The organism is Alistipes sp. An54 (genome assembly GCF_002159375.1).
Lineage (GTDB): Bacteria > Bacteroidota > Bacteroidia > Bacteroidales > Rikenellaceae > Alistipes > Alistipes megaguti.
In genome coordinates this window covers 35,490-56,357 of sequence record NZ_NFIA01000002.1, presented here as the reverse complement: position 1 = coordinate 56,357, position 20,868 = coordinate 35,490, and the positions used below count along the sequence as shown (strand labels likewise).

Sequence of the window (20,868 nt, the reverse complement as noted above, 5' to 3'; positions counted from 1 at the left end):
GAAGAACATGGAAAACATTCATCCGATATTCGACCGTATGGAGTCCCGCGCGGAGAAGGAGCGACAGCTCGGCCACCGCGGTGCGGTCGTCTGGTTTACGGGGCTCTCGGGCTCGGGGAAGAGTACCCTGGCCATCGCCCTTGAACGGGCCCTCTCGGCCCGGGGCATCCTGTGCCGGATCCTCGACGGCGACAACGTCCGCTGCGGCATCAACGCCGGACTGGGTTTCTCGGAGGCCGACCGCCGCGAGAACATCCGCCGCGTGGCCGAAGTGTGCCGGCTCTTCGTCGATACGGGCGTTGTGGTGCTGGCCTGCTTCGTGAGCCCGACGCGGGAGCTGCGGCAGATGGCCGCCGGGATTGTCGGCGAGCGGGACTTTCTGGAGGTCTACGTCTCGACGCCTCTTGCCGAGTGCGAGCGGCGCGACGTGAAGGGGCTCTACGCCAAGGCCCGACGGGGTGAGATCCGCGACTTTACGGGCATCTCGGCGCCGTTCGAGGAGCCCGACGCTCCGGCGCTGCGGCTCGATACGTCGGGACGGTCGGTCGACGAGTGTGTCGACCGGCTTCTGGAGCGGCTGCTGCCGGCAATTGAACTGAAAAAGGACACAGAACAACAATAAGATGAAAGAGTATCAGCTGAGCCATCTGAAGACGCTCGAAGCCGAAGCCATACACATCATCCGGGAGGTGGCGGCCGAATTCCGCAATCCGGTGATGCTCTACTCCATCGGCAAGGATTCGTCGGTGATGGTGCGTCTGGCCGAGAAGGCCTTCTATCCGGGCAAGGTTCCCTTCCCGTTGATGCACATTGATTCGAAATGGAAATTCCGCGAGATGATCGAGTTCCGCGACGCCTATGCGAAGAAATACAACTGGAATCTGATTGTCGAGTACAACAGAAAGGCTTACGAGGCGGGTGTAGGGCCCTTTACGCACGGCAGCCGCGTACATACCGATCTGATGAAGACGCAGGCGCTGCTCATGGCGCTGAAGAAGTACGGCTTTGATGCGGCGTTCGGCGGAGCGCGGCGCGACGAGGAGAAGAGCCGGGCCAAGGAGCGGATCTTCTCGTTCCGCAACGAGTTCCAGCAGTGGGACCCGAAGAACCAGCGTCCCGAGTTGTGGGACATCTACAACACGCGGGTCCACGAGGGGGAGAGCATCCGGGTCTTTCCGCTGTCGAACTGGACGGAGCTCGACGTGTGGCAGTACATCCGCCAGGAGCGGATTCCGATCGTACCGCTCTACTTTGCCAAGGAGCGTCCGGTGGTCGAGGTGAACGGCAACCTGATCATGGTTGACGACGACCGCATGCCCGAGGAGTTGCGGCGCAGGGCCGAGATGCGCAAGGTTCGCTTCCGCACGCTGGGGTGCTACCCGCTGACGGGGGCCATCGAGAGCGAGGCCGACACGATCGAGAAGATCATCGAGGAGATGATGACCACGACCCGCTCCGAGCGCACGACGCGTGTGATCGACTTCGACCAGGAGGGAAGCATGGAGCAGAAGAAACGCGAAGGATACTTTTAAAGAGAGACGAACATGGCACTCAGCATAGAGGAATTTCTGGCACAGGACGAACGCAAGGACCTGTTGCGTTTTTTGACGGCCGGGTCGGTCGACGACGGCAAGTCGACGCTCATCGGGCGGCTGTTGTACGACAGCAAGCGGCTCTACGAGGACCAGCTCGACGCCCTTGAGCGGGACAGCAAGCGGTGCGGCAACGCCGGCGACCATATCGACTACGCCCTGCTGTGCGACGGACTGAAGGCCGAGCGCGAACAGGGCATCACCATCGACGTGGCCTACCGCTACTTCGCCACCAACCGCCGCAAGTTCATCATCGCCGACACGCCGGGTCACGAGCAGTATACGCGCAACATGATCACCGGCGGATCGACGGCCAATCTGGCCATCATTCTGGTCGATGCCCGCACGGGCGTCATTACCCAGACACGCCGTCACAGCTATCTGGTCTGGCTGCTCGGCATCCGGCATATTGTTTTGGCGGTCAACAAGATGGATCTGGTGGACTACTCTGAGGTGCGTTTCCGCGAGATTGTCGACGAATACAAGACGTGGCTTTCGTCGCAGGGACTCGACATTCCGGATCTGCAATGCATCCCGCTCTCGGCGCTCGAGGGCGACAACGTCGTCGACCCGAGTCCGCGCACGCCCTGGTACAAGGGTCCGTCGCTGCTGAACTTTCTGGAGACGGTCGAGATCGACCTGGACATCAACATGCACGATTTTCGTTTTCCGGTCCAGTATGTGCTGCGTCCCGACGCCGATTTCCGCGGCTACAGCGGTAAGATCGCCTCGGGCATCGTGCGGCGTGGCGACCGGGTCGTGGCGCTGCCGTCGGGCCATACGTCGCGTATTGCGCGCATCGTCACCTACGACGGTGATCTGGAGGAGGCCTTTGCCCCGCAGTCGGTGACGCTGACTCTGGAGAACGAGATCGACCTTTCGCGCGGCGAGATGCTCGTCCATCCGGATGATCTTCCCCACGTCGGCCACCGCTTCCGGGCCATGATGGTTTGGATGGACGAGGAGCCGCTGGACCGTTCGAAGGCCTTCTACCTGAAGCATACGACCCGCACGACGCGGGCTCATGTCGGGACGATCCACCACCGCGTGGAGATCAACGTCGGCGAGCAGGTCGAGGCCGACGGCATGAAACTCAACGAGATCGCGCTGGTGTCGCTCGTTACGGACTCGCCGCTGATCTACGACGGTTACCGCGAGAACCGCCAGACGGGGGCCTTCATCCTGATCGATCCGGTGACGAACTTCACCTCGGCCGTCGGCATGATCGTGGCGCCGGACGAGGAGACGTCGGCCGGGGATTCCGACCGCATCGTCATCGACCTTGCGGCGTGCGGCATTGCTCCGGAACACGACGAGGCGATTGCCGAATTCTGCCGGGCCTTGCGCCGCCAGACCGGCATCGAGGTGGAATGTACCCGAAAATAGTGTGACGATGAGCCTTTTCCGACTGAATTTCGATACGCTGCCGGTCAATACGCTGGTGGGCGCCGACCGGAGAACCTTCCGCGAGGTGACGCGCGGGGCGGAGATCGACCCGTCGTGCCGCGGCAAGTACCGGCTGACGCGTCTGGTGCGGGGCATGCTCGACCCCTTCTACCTGCTCAACGAACGCCGCTACGATCGGCTGCCCGAGCGGACGGATCTCGAACCGCCGGTCTTTATCATCGGCCATTGGCGCAGCGGCACGACCTATGCGCACAACCTGCTTTCGTGCGACGACCATTTCGGCTGCTGCACGACCTACCAGACGGTCTTTCCGCATCTGATGCTGTGGGGGCGCCCCTTCTTCGAGCGTTGCATGGCGGCGGTGATGCCCTCGTCGCGCCCGACCGATTCGATGCGTCTCGGGGTGGAGCTCCCGCAGGAGGAGGAGTTCGCGCTGAGCAACATGACCCCCTGCTCGCATTACCATTTCTGGATGTTTCCCCACCGCATGGCCGAATACCGCGAACGCTTTCTGACCTTTGAACGGGCGACCGACCGGGAGCGCGAGGAGTTCCTTGCGGCCGAGGACAAGGTGATGCGTATCGCACTGCAGGTCTCTGGCCGGCGGCAGTTCCTGAGCAAGAATCCGCCCCATACGGGTCGTGTGGCGATGCTGCTCGAACGCTATCCGCAGGCGCGGTTCATCTATCTGGTCCGCAACCCCTACGTGGTCTACGAATCGACGCACAACTTCTTCCGCCAGACGATCAATGCCGTGGGAATGCAGCGCATTACGGACGAGGCGCTCGACCGCGAAATCCTGCTCAACTACCGGGCGCTGTACGAGAGCTACGAGTCGGCGCGGGGGACGATCCCCGAAGGACAGCTCTTCGAGGTGCGCTTCGAGGATCTGCAGGAGTCGCCGCTTGAGATCGTCGAACTGATCTACGACCGGCTCTCGCTGGGTGATTTCCAACAGGTCCGGCCCGCCATGGAGCGTTATCTGGCCACCTTGCGCGGTTACCGCAAGAAGCGCTACGAATTCGACTCGCGGACGATCGAACGGGTCGAGAGTCACTGGGGCGATGCCCTTCGCGAGTGGGATTATCAGCTCTAACCTCTTCGGGTCGGCCCCATCCGCTGTTCCTGATCGGGACCCTTCCCTTGCTCTGATTGGGCCCCCGGCTTGATTCCACACAATCGGATCCGACCTTTGAGGACGGGTTCGATTTTTTATTCCTGCCGGAGCACCGCAGGGAACAATCTGTCGGGAAAATCGGTATCTTTGTGGCCGTAACAGAGCCCAAAAGAGCCAAAAAGATGGATATTTCGAAAATCAACAAGGTGGAGATCCGCAACCTTCAGCGGGAGGACTACGACCAGCTGGCCTCCTCTTTCACACGGGTCTATGCCGACGGGAGCGACGTATTCTGGACCCCGGCCCAGATCGACAAACTGATCCGCATCTTCCCCGAGGGGCAGATCGTGGTGGTGGTGGATGACAAGATCGTGGGTTGCGCCCTCTCGATCATCGTGAATTACGACCTGGTGAAGGGCGACCACACCTACGCCCAGGTAACCGGCAACGAGACCTTCGACACCCATACGCGCAAGGGCAACATCCTCTACGGCATCGAGGTCTTCATCCACCCCGACTACCGCGGACTGCGCCTCGGCCGCCGCATGTACGAATACCGCAAGGAGCTGTGCGAGAAGCTCAACCTGAAGGCGATCATGTTCGGCGGTCGCCTGCCCAACTACCACAAGTATGCCGACCGGATGCGTCCGAAGGAGTATATCGACAAGGTTCGCAAGCGCGAGATCTACGATCCGGTGCTGCTGTTCCAGTTGTCGAACGACTTCCACGTGCGCAAGGTGATGCGCAATTACCTGCCCAACGACGAGGAGTCGCGCCACTACGCCTGCCTGCTGCAGTGGGACAACATCTACTACCAGGCCCCCACCGAAGAGTACGTGCAGCCGAAGACCACGGTGCGTGTGGGGCTGGTCCAGTGGCAGATGCGTACCTATACGACCCTGGACGACCTGTTCGAACAGGTGGAGTTCTTCGTCGACTCGGTGAGCCGCTACCAGAGCGACTTCGTCCTCTTCCCCGAGTATTTCAACGCCCCGCTCATGGCTCGCTTCAACAACGACGGCGAGTCGCAGGCTATCCGCGGACTGGCCGGCTATACGGACGATATCCGCGAGCGGTTCGTGGGGCTGGCCATCAAGTACAACATCAACATCATTACGGGCAGCATGCCCTATATCCGCGAGGACGGACTGCTCTACAACGTCGGATTTCTCTGCCGGCGCGACGGTTCGTACGAGATGTACGAGAAGCTGCACGTGACGCCCGACGAGATGAAGTGCTGGGGTTTGAGCGGCGGCAAGGCGATCCGGACCTTCGAGACCGACTGTGCGCGGATCGGCGTGCTGATCTGCTACGACGTGGAGTTCCCGGAGCTGTCGCGCATCATGGCCGACGAGGGAATGCAGATTCTCTTCGTGCCGTTCCTCACCGATACGCAGAATGCCTATTCGCGGGTTCGGGTCTGCGCCCAGGCGCGCGCCATCGAAAACGAGTGCTTTGTGGCCATTGCGGGCAGTGTGGGCAACCTGCCGCGGGTCCACAACATGGACATCCAGTATGCGCAGTCGGGGGTCTTCACGCCGTGTGACTTTGCCTTTCCGACGGACGGCCGCCGGGCCGAGGCGACACCCAATACGGAGATGATCCTTATTTCGGATGTGGACCTCGATCTGCTGAACGAGCTGCACACCTACGGCAGTGTCCGCAATCTGAAGGACCGCCGTCACGATCTGTACGAATTGCGCGTGCGGAATCGGTAGCCGGGAGCGTGCTGCATCGATGGTTGAGCGCTGGAGCCGCTGTTCTACCCTACGACTGATGTAAGCCTCCGCGACGAAGAGCCGCGGGGGCTTGTTTTTTTGCGGAAGCCGCTCTGGAGATGTGAAAGCACTGGTTGGTAGAATGTTATCCACCATGCAGCTTTCGGGGGCAGGATCTCCTCGTCGGACGAATCTGAAAAAAGGCGGAAAAATATGGGGAAAAAGTTTGTGGAATCGGAAAATAGCGTTATCTTTGCACTCGCAATACCGAAAGGGGTGCGTTAGTTCAGCTGGTTAGAATACGTGCCTGTCACGCACGGGGTCAGGGGTTCGAGTCCCCTACGCACCGCCAAAAAGGGTGTAAATCAAGTAGTTACGAGATTTACACCTTTTTTTTACACCCAAAAATCAAGCAACTATATTATTTTTCTTGATGTAATCTCGAGTCCGGCTATGTAGATCTCTACAATCTGGAGATGATTGCCGCCTTGTCATTCCGTGTGGGCAGTATGGAATCCGAAGCCTTCCGAAAATGGCTGCTTTACCGACCACAGCAGAAAATGATCGTCATGCAAGTCGACGCAGACGATCGACAAAAGGTAAGTTAACTCCTCACGCTACCGTTAAAAAAGAGCAATTCCATGATGGAATTGCTCTTTTGTTTGAGGCCGGGAAACAGGAATCTATCGGCTCTCTCCTATCCGATCTGCAGGGTGAAGGTCACCCTGTGATCGGTATTGCTTGTCAGGCGCAGCGAACCGCCGTGGAGCTGCATGATCCGCCGCGAGAGGCTCAGCCCGATACCCGAACCGTCGGGTTTGGTCGTGTAGAAGGGGGTGAAGATATTCTCGGCAACCTCCGCCGGGATGGCTCCGCCGTTGTTGCTGAACTCGATGATGACGTGTTCGGCCGCGTCGATGCGCGAGCGGATCCGGATCTCACCGGCAGGCCGTCCGGCCGTCGCCTCTCGGGCGTTCTTGAGCAGATTGACGGCCACCTGTCCCAGCTGGGCCTTGTCGGCGTAGATCATCGTGTCGGCCGGTTCGATGTCGACATGGATCTGCGGGGCGTCGCCTGCGGCCGCCGTCAGCGCCACGGCCTGCCGGATGAGTTCGCGCACCTCGAAGGGTTCGCGCTGTGGTGCCGGGATCCGCGTAAAGCGCCGGTAGCTGTCGACAAAGGAGACCAGGCGGCGGCTCGTTGCCGAGATGGTCTCCAGACCGCGTCGAACATCGGGATCCAGCGGGCGGTCGATATGAAGCAGCGTGTCGCTGAGCGAGGTGACCGGCGCCAGCGAATTCATGATCTCGTGGGTCAGGATGCGCGAGAGTTTGCTCCACGACTCGATCTGGATCTCGCTCACCTCGCTGTTGATATCGCTCACGGAGATCACCCGCCGGTGACGGTCTTCGAGCGTGATCTCCGAACATCCCAGCGTCAGGGCCATCTCGCCCGTCTCGGTCGAGCACGTGACGCGGAGCTTCTCTCCGGGGCGGATGGCCGCCAAGGCCCGTGCCGCTTCGGGTACAGTCCCCTCCAGCTGTCGGATGTGGGTCAGCTGCTGCAGACCGAAGATGCGCAGCGCCTCGCTGTTGGCCTGGTAGACGCTTCCCGTGTCGTTGACGGTAATCAGCCCCGTCTGTGCACTCTCCATGATGAGCTGGTAGTAGCGCTCGCGCTCTTCGGCCCGCAGTTTGGTCCGCGTGAGGATCTCCTTGATGCGGTTGAGCGCGGCGTTGAGCATGGTGTTATCGACCTTTGAGGGGTCTTCGTTGAAGCGGAACGAGAGGTCGTCGCTGTCAATGGCGTTGAACATGAAGGTGATGCGCCGCACGGAATCGCCGTATTGGTGCAAAATCCGGTAGAACTCCAGCACCATGAGCGGGATGGTGATCAGCAGCAGCGGATAGAGCTGTCGGGCCACCAGCCATCCGCTGGCAAGAGCCGCGACGGCCAGCACCACAGCATGGGCGATCATGGGCCGGTATGCAATGCCTGTGGGGAGTTTCATAGTCCGTAGCGTTTGATCTTGTTGTAGAGGGTCTGGCGCGTGATGCCCAGCTGGCGGGCCACCTCGGTCATGTTGCCGCCGCAGCGCTCCATGGCCCGGGCGATCATCGAACGCTCCATCTCGTCGAGGGTTGTGACGTCGGAGTCGGCTGCGGGGGCCGGAGCAGCTGCCGGGCGCAGCAGCAGCGTCGCGGGGGTGATCACGGGGCCGTCGCAGAGGATGACGGCCTTTTCCACGGTATGCTGCAACTCGCGGATGTTGCCCGCCCAGGGATAGGTCTCCATCTCACGGAGAGCCTCCGCGTCGAAACCTTCGATCGCCTTGCCGTATTTCGCGGCATAGCGGCGCAGAAAACCCTCGGCCAGCGGGTGAATGTCCTCGCGGCGCTGGCGCAGGGGCGGCAGGTCGATATGAATGGTGTTGATACGGTACAGGAGGTCTTCGCGGAACGCACCCTGCTCGACCATCTTGTAGAGGTCGCGGTTCGTGGCCGAGATCAGGCGGATGTCGACCGTGACGGGGGTGTTGCACCCCACGCGGACGATGCGGCCGCTCTGGAGCGCCGTGAGCAGTTTCGACTGGAGGTGCGGCGGCAGGTTGCCGATTTCGTCGAGGAAGAGCGTGCCGTGGTTGGCCACCTCGAACTTGCCGGCGCGATCCGCCCGGGCATCGGTGAAGGCCCCCTTGACGTGGCCGAAGAGCTCGCTCTCGAAGAGCGTCTCGGGCAGGGCTCCCATGTCGACGGGGACCATCAGCTCGTTGTGGCGGGCCGAGCGGCGGTGGATCTCGCGGGCGAGCATCTCCTTGCCCGTTCCGTTCTCGCCCGTGATAAGGATGTTGGCGTCCGTTGCGGCCACCTTTTCGACCAGTTCGCGGATACGTGCCATCGCCGGGCTCGAGCCCCAGAACATCGGCTCTTCGTTGGTCAGCTCGCGCTTGATCTCCTTCAGCTGCTTCACCTCGCGCTGCGAACGCGAGAGGTTATAGGCCCCCTGCAGGGCGGCGACCAGCCGTTCGTTGTCCCACGGCTTGACGACGAAGTCGACCGCTCCGTCGCGCATGGCCCTCACCGCAAGGTCGATGTCGGCATAGGCCGTGAAGAGCACCACCTGGATGTCCGGATAGTTACGGTGAATCTCCTGCAGCCAGTAGAAGCCCTCGTTGCCGGTGTTGATGCCGGCCGAGAAGTTCATGTCGAGCAGGATGACGTCGACCGGCTCGCGGCGCAGCGTCGTCATCAGCTGGTTGGGCGTCGGGAGCGTCAGCACGCGGGCGAAGTAGTTACCCATGAGCAGCTGGACGGCTGCCAGAATGCTGCGGTTGTCGTCGACGACAAGCAGCGTACCCTCCTTTTCTTTGGCCATGTTGCGGATCTTTGCGGGAGCCGGCAGGAAGCGGATCGCTCGACGGCTCCCGCATCTCCGGCGAAACGGCTCCGGGGTTTCGGTGGGATAAAAGTAGTGTTTTCAAGGGAAAAACGGGGCCTGCCGTCCAGATTTTTTACGCGGGTGTAAAAATATTTTACGATTTTCACACAACGCCTGAATCGCTATTTTCTGTATATCAATCGTTTAATCATTTTGGCACACGGATGGCAGCATTTCGGGTGAAAATCAAGAAAGTCTGAAATCCGTATGAAAAGAGCGGTTTTGATTGCATGGATGTCCATTTTTTGGACACTCTTCCAGATAGATGCACTGGTTGCGGCCCCCGGGCTGACGGGCGTGGCAACCGATTCGACGGCCGTGGCTGCGGCAAATCCGGATTCCGAAGGAGAAGATTCCCTCGCCGAAGAGCCCGCTCCGATGTCGCTCGAGGCGTGCATGCGCTATGCCGTCGAGCACAGCCCCGCCGTACGGCGTCAGGCCTACACCAATCGCAACTATCGTCAGGATTATATCGAATCCGTCGCCGCGTTGGTCCCCTCGGTGAGCGGCGCGGTCGGCGCCTCGACCAGCTTCGGCCGTTCGGTCGACCCCGAGACGAACACCTATACCGATGTCTCGAACTTCGACAACTCCTACTCCCTGTCGGGGCAGCTGCCTCTGTTTGCGGGGCTGACCGGCATCAACACCGTACGTGCCGCCCGCGTCATGCGCCTGCAGGGGGTCGAGGAGTTGCAGCTGGCCCGCGACGAGATCGCCCTGAAGACCATGCAGGCCTATTTCGACGTGGTCTACTACACCGAGAGCGTGCGGCTGGCACGCGAGCAGCTCAAGACCAGCACGGCCGAACTCGAGAAGAGCCGCAAACTCTTCGAACTGGGGTTGAAGAGTGCTGCCGACGTGGCGGAGGTCGAGTCGCAGCAGGCTTCGGACGACTACCTCCTGACGCAGCAGGAGAACAACCTCGCGCTGGCCGAAATCACCCTCTCCGAGGCGATGAACTACCCGGCCGACCGGCCGCTGCGCATCGACACGGCGGTGGAGATTGAGACCCCGGCCGGCGTCGCCCCCTTCGACGAGGTGCTCGGCAATGCGCTGGAGACCAATCCCAAGGCCGTGGCGGCACGGCACGACGTGCGCCATTCGAAGCTGCAGTTCTCCATCGCCAAGGGCAATCTCTATCCGTCGGTCTACGTCGGGGGCGGCTACTCGACCAACTTCTTCATGAGCCTCGACAACCGTTCGCTCTACGCCTCGTTCCCCAACCAGTTCCGCGACAACCGCGGCTTCTACGTCTCGGCGCAGCTGTCGGTCCCGATCTTCGGGGGGCTTGCGCGCCGCACCTCGATGAACCGCGCCCGCAACAACTGGCGCATCGCCGAGCAGACCCGCACGGAGACCCTCCGCACGCTCCAGAGCGAGGTGGCGCAGGCCTATCAGCAGATGCTGGGCTACGGCAAGGAGTTCGTCCAGGCCTCGAAGAAGAGCGACGCCGCGCGGCTGGCCTACGAGGCCGTCTCGGGCAAGTACGAGCGCGGCATGGTCTCGGCCATCGACTTGCAGACGGCGGCCGACAAGCTGCTCCAGGCCCGCTCCGAGCGGCTGCGCGCCCGGCTGCAATATATCATCAAGGTGCGGCTGGTGGCCTACTACAACGGCGAACCGCTGATTCGTTAAACCCGGACAAAACAACACAACCATGGATATTCGCATCGAAAAGAAAAAGGGGCTGCGCGCCCTCTTCACCCGGCGGGGCATTCCCTATCTCGCAGGAGCCGTGCTCCTCGTCTTCATTGTGTGGCTGCTCGTGCGCGGCAACTCCTCGACGCTGCGTGTCGATGCCCGCACGATCTCCGTCGGGACAGTCGCCCGCGGCGAGTTCAACGACTACATCCGCGTCACGGGGCAGGTGCAGCCCATCACGACCGTGCAGCTGAGTCCGTTGGAGGCGGGCATCGTCGAGCGGCTCGTGGTCGAGGAGGGTGCCTCGGTCCACAAGGGCGACGTGCTCGTGGAGCTGAGCAACACGTCGCTGACGCTCGAGATTCTGAACAGCGAGGCCGAGCTGGCCGAGAAGCAGAACATCCTGCGCAACACGCTCATTTCGATGGAGCAGCAGAAGCTCGACCTGCGGCTCGACAAGGTGCAGCTGGACCTCGACGTCGAGCGCAAGCACCGCACCTGGCAGCAGAACGAGGAGCTCTACCGCAGCAATCTCATAGCGCGCGAGGATTGGCTCCAGTCGAAGGAGGATTACGAACTGGCTGCCAAGAAGCGCGAGCTGAACATCGAGCGGCAGATGCAGGATTCGCTCTACCGCACGGTGCAGATCGAGCAGATGGAGGAGAACCTCGCCAACATGAAGCGCAACATGGAGCTCATCCGCCAGCGCATCGGCAACCTGCAGGTCAAGTCGCCGATCGACGGCGAGGTGGGGCTGCTGGACGTCGTGCTGGGACAGTCGGTCTCGTCGGGACAGAAGATCGGCCAGGTGAACGACCTGTCGGACTACAAGGTCGAGGCCCAGATCGACGAGAGCTATATCGACCGTGTGCGGGCGGGGCTCGACGCCACCTTCGAGCGGCAGGACACCGCCTTCACGATGCGTCTGCGGAAGGTCTACCCCGAGGTGCGCAACGGGCAGTTCCGCGCCGACTTCACCTTCGTGGGGGCCCATCCGCGCAACATCCGCAGCGGCCAGACCTACTACCTCCATCTCGAACTGGGGCAGCCGACCGATGCGGTGATCATCCCCCGCGGCTCGTTCTACCAGTCGACGGGCGGCGCCTGGATCTATGTCCTCGCGCCCGAGGGCGACCGCGCCTACAGGCGCCAGATCCGCATCGGACGCCAGAACCCGCAGTACTACGAGGTGCTCGAGGGGCTGGAGCCGGGCGAGCGCGTCATCGTCTCGGGATACGAGAACTACGGCGCCAACGACGTGCTGATTCTCAACAAATAGAGCCATGAAGATTGCCTTCCATAACTTTCTCACCACGCTGCGGCGCTACAAGACCTCGTCGCTGCTCAACATCGTCGGGCTGACGATGGCCTTCACGGCCTTCTACGTCATTCTGGTGCAGGTGCGCTGGGAGATGACCTTCAACCGCGCCATCCCCGATGCCGGCCGCATCTACCTCGTCGCTCCCCTCTCGCCGTTCGACGAGACGGAGTACTCGATCAATTCGCCGCGCCCCGAAGGGGAACAGCTTATCGCTCAATCGCCCGAAATCGTGGCCGGCGGCTGCATCCGCCCCTGGCACTGGGAGCAACCCGTATGGGTGCGTCGGGGCGGCGACCTGCTCCGTCTTCAGGGGTCGTTCAACGAGGTATCGGCCGGGTTTGTCGAAACCATGGGGCTGCAGGCCCTCGAAGGAGAGCTGAAGGCTCTCAAACAACCCAACAGCGTTGCCCTTGCGCGTTCGCAGGCCGAGCGGCTCGGCCTGCGTGTCGGCGACGTCCTCTGGTTCGGCGACGAGGAGAACCGTCGTCCCGAAGTGCAGAAGGAGGTCGTAGCCGTCTATGAGGATTTCCCGGCGAACAGCACCTTTGCCGACGTCGTCGGACTGCAGGATGTCGGAGATCAGGATCTTGACGCTCCGAACAACTGGAACGACTGCTATTTCGTCCGTCTGCGCGCCGGGGCCGACCCCGAGGTGCTGGCCCGGCGCTGGGAGCAGATTCACGCGGAGAACTACCGCGCCTACATGGAGCGAATGGCCCCCATCTGGGGCGAGGAGCTGACCGAGGAGGAGATGAACGATCCGCGCGCCTGTACGCTGATCCCGCTTGACGAGCTCTATTTCGATCGTCGGGTTGCCGACAGCATGGGCGCCTTCTCCAGCGGCTCCACGACGTTGACCTATTCGCTGCTGAGTGTGGCGGTGCTTGTCATCCTCATTGCCCTGATCAACTTTGTCAACTTCTTCTTTGCGCTGGTGCCCGTGCGGCTGAGGTCGGTCAACATCCTCAAGGTATTCGGCGCGCCGAACGCCTCGCTGCGGTTCAGCTTCCTGTTCGAGGCCTTCGGATTCATGCTCCTGGCACAACTTTGTGCCTGGTATGTGGCCATCGCGCTGAAGGGCACCGAATTCGCCTCGTATGTCAGCAGTTCGCTCGCGCTGGGCGACAACCTCCCCGTGCTGGGTATCTCGCTCGGCGTTTCGCTCGTCGCGGCGCTCGTCGCCGGAAGCTTCCCGGCATGGTACATCACCTCGTTCAACCCGGCGATGGCCGCCAAGGGGTCGTTTGTCGGTTCGGCGGCCGGACGCCGCTTCCGCGTGGCGTTGCTCGGCGTGCAGTTCGTCATCTCGATTGGACTGATCATCTTCTCGATCAGCTCGCTGCTGCAACAGCGCTACGTCCGTCGCTACGACCTGGGGTTCAATCACGAACGGGTGTTGACCTTCCGGACCGCTTCGCAGCGGATCTCCAGTGCCGACCGGTTCGCAGCGTTCGCCTCGGCCCTCGAGCAGGATCCGCAGATCGTCGGCGTCACCGCGGGGCAGGGGCCGCTCGTCGCCGGAAACTTCTCGATCTGGGGACGGAAGGTCGCCGACGAGGAGGTGATGATCCACGTGCGTCCGGTGCGCAGCAACTTCCTCGACGTGCTGGGTATTCCGGTCCTTGCCGGCGAAGACTTCAAGCCCGGATACGACCGTGACACGACGCTGCACTACATCGTCAACGACCTGCTCGCCCGCAAGGGGGCCGGGCTTGGCTGCCGGCTCGACGACGGCAATGTGGTCGGCATCTGTCCCGACTTCCACTTCCGACCGTTGCAGTATCCCGTCGCACCGTTTGCCTTCGTGACCATCCCGGGCGACATGGAGTATTTCTTCGTGCGCATGGCCGCCGGGGCCGATTCCGACGCCGTCTGTGACCATATCCGGAGAACAGTCGAACGCCTCGACCCCGACTGCGAACCGGTCGAGATCCGTTTCATGGACGAGGAGATCAACGCCCAGTATGCCCGCGAGCGGCGCATCACGACCATCGTCGGGCTCTTCACGGTGCTGGCCGTCGTCATCGCCCTGATGGGGGTCTTCGGCATTGTCCTCTTCGAGACGCAGCACCGCCGCCGCGAGGTGGCCATCCGCAAGGTCATGGGCGCCACCTCACAGGAGGTGCTCCGCCTCTTCAACCGCCGCTATGTCCTGCTCGTTACGGTCTGCTTCCTCCTCGCCGCGCCGGTGGGCTACTGGGTCGTTGACCGCTGGCTGGGCGCGTTTGCCTACCGCGTGCCGATCCGCTGGTGGATCTTTGCGGCGGCCTTCGCCGTGGTGCTCCTCGTCACGGTCGCTACGGTCACCTTCTGCTCGTGGCGCACGGCCAACGAGAACCCCGCCGACTGCGTGAAATCCGAATAATCGAAACAAATTCCGCATATGAAAATCGCACTGCGAAACTTCCTCACCACGCTGCGGCGCTACAAGGCCTCGTCGCTGCTCAATATCGTGGGGCTGACGCTCGCCTTTACGGCCTGCTACATCATCCTGGTGCAGGTGCGCTGGGAGATGACCTACAACCGCACGCTCCGCGATTCGGAGCGCATCTATCTGGTCGAGTCCACCGACTGGTACACGCCCGGCGCCTGGCAGTCGTGGCTCTGCCGGCCCATGGTCGAGCGGTTCATCTCATCGACCTCGGCCGTCGAAGCCGGCGGCTGCACCTGGGGCGGCTTCGGCCCCACGGTCGTACTGCGCGAGAATGCCACGAAAATGGGGTACGACCGCTTCAACAACATCTATGCAGGCTCCATTTCGCTACCGCTGCTCGACGTCTTCGAGTTCCGGAGTGTGGCAGGGGATGTCCATGACCTCAAACGCGCGCAGAGCGTCATTGTCTCGTGCTCGACGGCCGAACGGCTCGGCGTCGGTGTCGGCGACATGATCTGGAGCGACACCGACCAGCCCTCGGCCGAGAATGCCCGCGAGGTGGTGGCCGTCTTCGAGGATTTTCCCGCAAACTCGCTCATGGCCAGGTGCCAGATGGCCGTGGATCTGGGCGACCGGAGCATCGACGACCCCTCGGAATGGAGCTACAATTACTACGTACGGTTCCAGCCCGGGACCGATCTCCGGACGGTCATCGAGGCGTGGAAGCGGCTCTTCGCGGAGATGTACCCCGGCGAGGCCAACGAAGAGGGGCAGCTCGAAACGGAACCCTTCCGCCTGTCGTGTATCCGCGATCTCTACTTCGAGAGCGACAGCCGCGTGCCGTGCGCCCAAGGGTCGCTCGTGACGACCTACACGCTGCTGGGCATCGCGCTGTTGGTCATTGCGCTGGCATTCATCAACTTCGTCAACTTCTTCTTCGCGCTGGTGCCCGTGCGCATCCGCACGGTCAACACCTTCAAGGTCTTCGGCGCACCGAATGCCTCGCTGCGCTTCGGCTTCGTCTTCGAGGCCGTGGGACTGGTCCTCATCGCCCTGCTGCTGGCCTGGTACCTCTCCTTCGCCATCCAGGGCACCGAGCTGGCCAGCTACATCTCCGCACCGCTCAACGTCATGCAGAATCTCCCGGTCATCGGCATCCTGCTCGCCGTGGCGGTGGTCATGGCCCTCGTGGCCAGTCTCTATCCGGCGTGGTACATCACCTCGTTTCCGCCCGCCCTGGTGGTCAAGGGGGCGTTCTCCGGGACGGCCGGCGGCCGGCTGCTGCGCACGCTGCTGCTCGGCTTCCAGTTCACCATCTCGATGGGACTCATTATCGCCACGGGATTCATCCTCCGCCAGCACGACTTCATGCTGCGGCAGGAGATGGGCTTCGACCGCCGCAATCTGATGGCTGCCCCACTCTCCGGAAAGGCCGCACTGGGCTACGACGCCCTGCGCGACCGGCTGCTGGCCGACCCGCGCGTGGTTGACGTCACGGGGGCCGAGGGACAACTGGTGAACGTAAGCCGCATGAGCTGGGCTCGCGACTACAAGGGACGGCGGGTCAGCATGCAGGCCTACATCGTGCGGTGGAACTTCCTCCGGATGATGGGTATTCCCGTTACGGACGGCCGTGACTTCCTCGAATCGGACGAACATAAGGAGACCGGCATGCTGATCTGCAACGAGGCGGCCCGCCGCGAATACGGCTTCGAGCCGGGCGACGAGATCGGCGGATTCTGCGGCGCCGATCCGCTCGTGGGCGTCTGCGCCGACTTCAACTTCCGTCCGATGCAGTACGGTGTCACCCCTTTCGTCTTCTATGTCATTCCCGAGGAGATGTCGCAACGTTCGGGCGGCCGCGCCTCGCAGCTGCTCTACCTGCGCTACCGACCCGAGGCCGACGTCAACGAAGTGGCCGACTACCTGCGGCAATGCATCGCCGAGGCGGACCCGCACCTGACGCCGGGCGAGATCCAGATCCGTACCTTCGAGGAGGAGCTGGGCTTCGAGTATACGAAGGAGCGGCGGCTGGCCACGGTCGTCGGGCTCTTTACGGTGCTGGCCGTCGTCATTGCCCTGATGGGGGTCTTCGGCATCGTCCTCTTCGAGACGCAGTACCGCCGCCGCGAGGTGGCCGTGCGCAAGGTCCTGGGCGCCACGACTCCGGAGGTGCTCCGCCTCTTCAACCGCCGCTACCTGTGGATGGTGGTCGTCTGCTTCGTCATTGCCGCGCCGCTGAGCCTCTGGATCGTCCACCGCTGGATGGCCTCGTTCGCCTACCGCGCTCCCTTCACGGTGTGGATCCCTCTGGCGGCGCTCGCCGCAGTGCTCCTCGTCACGGCCGCCACGGTGACCTTCTGCTCGTGGCGCACGGCCAACGAAAACCCGGCCGACTCGGTCAAGTCCGAATAAGTCGACCCGAAAAACGAAATTGTCAAATTCTAAAAGATACCTGTTATGGCTATGTTGAAAGTAGAAAACCTCCGCAAGGTTTTCCGAACAGAAGAGATCGAAACCATCGCCCTGAATGGCGTATCGTTCGACGTGAACGAGGGCGAATTTGTCGCCATCATGGGCCCCTCGGGCTGCGGCAAATCGACGCTGCTCAACATTCTGGGACTGCTGGACAATCCCACCTCGGGAAACTACCAGTTGCTCGACCGCGAGGTGGCCACATTGCGCGAAAAGGAGCGCACGCGCTTCCGCAAGGGAAACATCGGATTCGTCTTCCAGTCATTCAACCTGATCGACGAGCTGAATGTCTTCGAGAATGTCGAGCTGCCGCTGATCTATCTGGGCGTGAAGGCCTCGGAGCGCAAGCGCCGCGTGAACGAGCTCCTTGCCCGCATGAACATCTCCCACCGCGCGGAACACTTCCCGCAGCAGCTCTCCGGAGGTCAGCAGCAGCGTGTGGCCATTGCCCGCGCCGTGGTGTCCAACCCGAAACTGATTCTGGCCGACGAGCCCACCGGCAACCTCGATTCGAAAAACGGCCGCGAGGTGATGGATCTCCTTTCGGAGTTGAACCGCGAGGGAACGACCGTCATCATGGTGACCCACTCGCAGTACGACTCGACCTTTGCCCACCGCGTGCTGCACCTCTTCGACGGTGAGCTGGTCAAGGATCTCACCAACCGGATGTAGACGTCAATATCTTTGTCTGCTGACCGACAGGAGCACTGAGAGACAAGACCTGAACACGTTTCGGCAGCTATGCGTCTCCCCGCAGATACTTACCGATCGAATTGAAATTTTTTCCCATAAGACGGCTACAGAAACGGAAAGGGCGCACCGGCCATTCAGGGGATCGGTGCGCCTTTTGAGGTTTAGCGCGTGCGCGGAATCAGCTGTTCTGCGGGGCCTGATTTTTCTCGAGCCACTGCAGACGCCGCTGATCGGGCAGGTGCTTGATCGAGAACTGCTCGAAACGGGCCGTGAAGCCGTCTCCATCGGGGCATGCACCCATGATTCCGACCATGACGGGATGGTTGTCCTGCAACCAGGCGTTGCGCATGAGCGTATACTCCTGGTCGTCGAACGAGTAGAAGATCTCGACGGCATCCAGCCGGCGTACGGCCTTGATCCAGACGTGTTCCACGGGTTTGTCGAGCGAGATGATGCTCCAGTCGCTGGTGTGGTGCGTGACTACGCAGCTGAGATTATACTTTCCGTCGACGAATTCGATACCGGCCTTGATGTAGTTTTCGTGGTCGAGACGCAGCATGAGTCCCGACTGGTCGAATCGCGTGCGGTAATCGCCCGAGATGCAGACCTTGACTTCGAATTCGCCGCCGCGGAGCGTGTAGAGGAACGGGGCGTCATCGACGGTGAATCCGTAGTGCGAGATTCGCCAGTAGTCGGTCTGGGGGGTTACCTCCATGATGAGGGCATTTTTTTCGATTTTCCAGATTTCGGGTTCGTTGAACCATTGCATTTTTTCGAGGGATTGAGCCATACCGGGGAGTGACGCGGCGAGCAGGAGCCCGCAGGTGAGGAGTAATTTTTTCATTCTGTTCTGGGTTTGTCCGTTGATTGTTTTTGTTGGGGCGGCGGCGACGTTGTTTTCGGCCTTTTTGGAGGACAAAAGTGCCGGACGATCCCCAAATCATCATCGTTTTTCGTACCTTTGCAAAGGTAGGGCTCTGTGCCCTGTCGGACAATGCTTATAAATAACCATTTTGAGACACGGGGAAGAGATGAATACCGTCACGCAACTGGTCCGGGAGTTTTCGGCGCAGGAGTTTTCGCAGGAGCCGTCCGCGGACCGGCTGTTGGCGGCCAGCCGCGCGATGGCGGATCATTACGCGCGGATGGAGCATGCCATCGTGGTTTTGAGTGATCTGCGGGCCAATACAAGCCGTATCTGGTACGGTGGATTTTCGCGTACGCTGGGTTTGGCGAGCCCGGGGGAGCCGCGGGAGGTTTCGTCGATCTGGGAGGAGGAGATCTTCCGGCTGATCCACCCCGACGATCTGGCGCGCAAGCATCTGCAGGAGCTTTGTTTCTTTCATTTTATCAAGAACCAGCCTCGCCGGCGGCGCGGCGACTATTGCCTGATGAGCCGGCTGCGGATGAAGACGGCCACGCACGGTTACATGCCCGTCCTGCACCGGATGTTCTATATCGCGGATCCGGCGCATGCTGCGCAGCGGTTGGCCATGTGTCTTTACGGGCCTCTTTTTTTCGAGATGCCTTCGGCGTGCCTGGTCGTCGATTGGATCGACGGCCATACGGAGGAGCTGGAGGTGCCGCGTACGTCGAAGATTCTCTCGCCCCGTGAGACGCAGATTCTGCGACTGATCGACCGTGGGCTGACGAGCAAGGAGATCGCTTCGATGCTCAGCATCAGCATCCATACGGTCAGCCGGCACCGGCAGGAGATCCTCGGCAAACTGCAGGTGAAAAACTCCATCGAGGCGTGCCGCCTGGCCAAGGATCTGCGGCTTCTTTGACCTCTCCCCGTGAGGTGCAGTCCGGTGTAACGATGGCCGCATGTCCCCGTTTGGATGCGGGAGCCCTCTCCCCTCTCCCCTCTTTCCGTAGCAGTCCGGATCTTTTCCGCCCGACGGACGACCAGCGGAGACGATATCCCGCCGGGGCCGAAGTCTGGGCGTGATGCCGCCGGCGGAGGTCGGCCTTGCGGCATATTCGCTGTGTTCCGGGAGGGGCGTTGGAGTCGCCGCCTTTTGAAATCCTGCGAAATTTCGGGAAAATCTTCGCCGGAAATCGTATCTTTGCGGCGATGAAAGATGTCATGGAACTTTTTGCAGAATTGGGCTCGCGCCTGCAGCGTTTCGGTACGGATGCCGCGACCCGGCAGGTCGTCGAGGCGGCCCACGCCGCCAACGGATGGTTTCTTCCGGAGGAGATCGTGCGGGCCGCGCGCACGATCGGCGAGGAGATGCTGCGCCGCGATCGTCTCGAGGCGTGGCTGGCCGCCTATCCGGCTCTCCGTCGGCCGCATGAGGTGCGGAACGTTCTGGTCATCATGGCCGGAAACATCCCGCTGGTGGGTTTCTTCGATCTGCTGTGCGTGGTCATTGCGGGGCACCGCTGTCTGGTCAAACCCTCGACCAAGGACCGTACCCTGATGGAGTACGTCGTTGCCGTGCTTCGGGAAATCGACCCCGAGGCGGCCGTCTCGCTCTACGACGGTAGCCAGCCCGTCGAGGCGGTGATCGCCACGGGCAGCGACAATGCCAACCGCTACTTCCGGGCCCGTTATGCCGGCATCCCCTCGCTGCTGCGGGGCAGCCGCCAGTCGGTGGCCGTTCTGTCGGGTCGCGAAACCGACGCTCAGTGGCGCGGTCTGGCCGACGATATCTGGGCCTATTCCGGACTGGGCTGTCGCAGCGTCTCGCTGCTGTTCCTGCCTCACGGAGTGGAGCCAAGGCTTCAAATGCCGCCCGTAAATGCCAAATACAAAAATAATTATATCCAACAGAAGGCGCTGCTCGAAATGCAGCGGGCGCCGTTCGTCGATCTGGGAGCTTCGCTGCTGGTCGAGGAGCCGTCGTTCCCCAACGCCCTGAGCCGGATTCATTGCGCGCGTTACGATTCGCTCGACGAGGTGCGCGATTGGCTGGCTGCACACGACGACCAGTTGCAATGCGTCGTCAGCGAATGCCTCGACCACAGCCGCCGGGTTGATTTCGGCCGTGCACAGTCCCCTTCGTTGACCGACTATCCCGACGACCGCGACGTATTGGCCTGGCTGGCGTCGCTGAATGGATAAAAATGCTATCTTTGTCTTCGAT

At 61.7% G+C, this 20,868-nt stretch carries 15 protein-coding genes and 1 tRNA gene; 13 read left to right on the top strand and 3 right to left on the bottom strand.

Annotated features, from left to right (window positions below; all coding sequences use genetic code 11):
- Nucleotides 1-7: 7 nt before the first annotated feature.
- From cysC to B5G09_RS02600, 6 genes are all read left to right on the top strand, one after another.
- Complete coding sequence (gene cysC / locus B5G09_RS02625) at nt 8-622, top strand: adenylyl-sulfate kinase (protein WP_087312172.1); 615 nt, start codon at nt 8-10, stop codon at nt 620-622.
- Between the two features lies 1 nt (nt 623).
- Nucleotides 624-1,532 carry a sulfate adenylyltransferase subunit CysD gene (cysD, locus tag B5G09_RS02620; RefSeq protein ID WP_087312170.1) on the top strand — a complete coding sequence of 303 codons (909 nt, stop codon included), beginning with the start codon at nt 624-626 and terminating at the stop codon, nt 1,530-1,532.
- 12 nt (nt 1,533-1,544) lie between these two features.
- A complete protein-coding gene (gene cysN / locus B5G09_RS02615) occupies nt 1,545-2,978 on the top strand; it encodes a sulfate adenylyltransferase subunit CysN (protein WP_087403934.1) in 1,434 nt (477 codons plus the stop codon).
- A 7-nt stretch (nt 2,979-2,985) separates the two neighbouring features.
- Entirely contained in the window at nt 2,986-4,095 is a 1,110-nt protein-coding gene (locus B5G09_RS02610; protein WP_087403933.1) for a sulfotransferase, read from the top strand.
- A gap of 203 nt (nt 4,096-4,298) precedes the next feature.
- Nucleotides 4,299-5,834 carry a bifunctional GNAT family N-acetyltransferase/carbon-nitrogen hydrolase family protein gene (locus tag B5G09_RS02605; RefSeq protein WP_087403932.1) on the top strand — a complete coding sequence of 512 codons (1,536 nt, stop codon included), beginning with the start codon at nt 4,299-4,301 and terminating at the stop codon, nt 5,832-5,834.
- A 275-nt stretch (nt 5,835-6,109) separates the two neighbouring features.
- Nucleotides 6,110-6,186, top strand: a tRNA-Asp gene (locus B5G09_RS02600).
- Between the two features lie 345 nt (nt 6,187-6,531).
- Here B5G09_RS02600 and B5G09_RS02595 read toward each other — a convergent pair.
- Entirely contained in the window at nt 6,532-7,845 is a 1,314-nt protein-coding gene (locus tag B5G09_RS02595) for an ATP-binding protein (protein WP_087403931.1), read from the bottom strand.
- On the bottom strand, nt 7,842-9,209 hold the full coding sequence (locus B5G09_RS02590) for a sigma-54 dependent transcriptional regulator (RefSeq protein ID WP_087403930.1): 1,368 nt from the start codon (nt 9,207-9,209) through the stop codon (nt 7,842-7,844). Before B5G09_RS02590 ends, B5G09_RS02595 begins: the two co-directional genes overlap by 4 nt.
- A gap of 270 nt (nt 9,210-9,479) precedes the next feature.
- Here B5G09_RS02590 and B5G09_RS02585 point away from each other — a divergent pair, with 270 nt between their 5' ends.
- From B5G09_RS02585 to B5G09_RS02565, 5 genes are read left to right on the top strand one after another with little or no spacing between them, the layout of a single operon-like run.
- Entirely contained in the window at nt 9,480-10,907 is a 1,428-nt protein-coding gene (locus B5G09_RS02585; RefSeq protein ID WP_241147541.1) for a TolC family protein, read from the top strand.
- Nucleotides 10,908-10,929: 22 nt separating this feature from the next.
- Complete coding sequence (locus B5G09_RS02580) at nt 10,930-12,192, top strand: efflux RND transporter periplasmic adaptor subunit (protein WP_087403929.1); 1,263 nt, start codon at nt 10,930-10,932, stop codon at nt 12,190-12,192.
- Between the two features lie 4 nt (nt 12,193-12,196).
- A complete protein-coding gene (locus B5G09_RS02575) occupies nt 12,197-14,599 on the top strand; it encodes an ABC transporter permease (RefSeq protein ID WP_087403928.1) in 2,403 nt (800 codons plus the stop codon).
- Between the two features lie 18 nt (nt 14,600-14,617).
- On the top strand, nt 14,618-17,023 hold the full coding sequence (locus B5G09_RS02570) for an FtsX-like permease family protein (RefSeq protein WP_087403927.1): 2,406 nt from the start codon (nt 14,618-14,620) through the stop codon (nt 17,021-17,023).
- A 51-nt stretch (nt 17,024-17,074) separates the two neighbouring features.
- A complete protein-coding gene (locus B5G09_RS02565; protein ID WP_087311808.1) occupies nt 17,075-17,755 on the top strand; it encodes an ABC transporter ATP-binding protein in 681 nt (226 codons plus the stop codon).
- Between the two features lie 199 nt (nt 17,756-17,954).
- On the opposite strand, the gene B5G09_RS02560 is transcribed toward B5G09_RS02565, so the two are convergent.
- Nucleotides 17,955-18,620 carry a DUF1349 domain-containing protein gene (locus B5G09_RS02560; protein ID WP_087311806.1) on the bottom strand — a complete coding sequence of 222 codons (666 nt, stop codon included), beginning with the start codon at nt 18,618-18,620 and terminating at the stop codon, nt 17,955-17,957.
- Between the two features lie 187 nt (nt 18,621-18,807).
- On the opposite strand from B5G09_RS02560, the gene B5G09_RS02555 reads away from it, so the two are divergent.
- Together B5G09_RS02555 and B5G09_RS02550 are read left to right on the top strand one after the other, a co-directional pair.
- Entirely contained in the window at nt 18,808-19,563 is a 756-nt protein-coding gene (locus B5G09_RS02555; protein ID WP_087403926.1) for a LuxR C-terminal-related transcriptional regulator, read from the top strand.
- 290 nt (nt 19,564-19,853) lie between these two features.
- Complete coding sequence (locus B5G09_RS02550) at nt 19,854-20,846, top strand: acyl-CoA reductase (protein ID WP_087403925.1); 993 nt, start codon at nt 19,854-19,856, stop codon at nt 20,844-20,846.
- Nucleotides 20,847-20,868 lie beyond the last annotated feature (22 nt).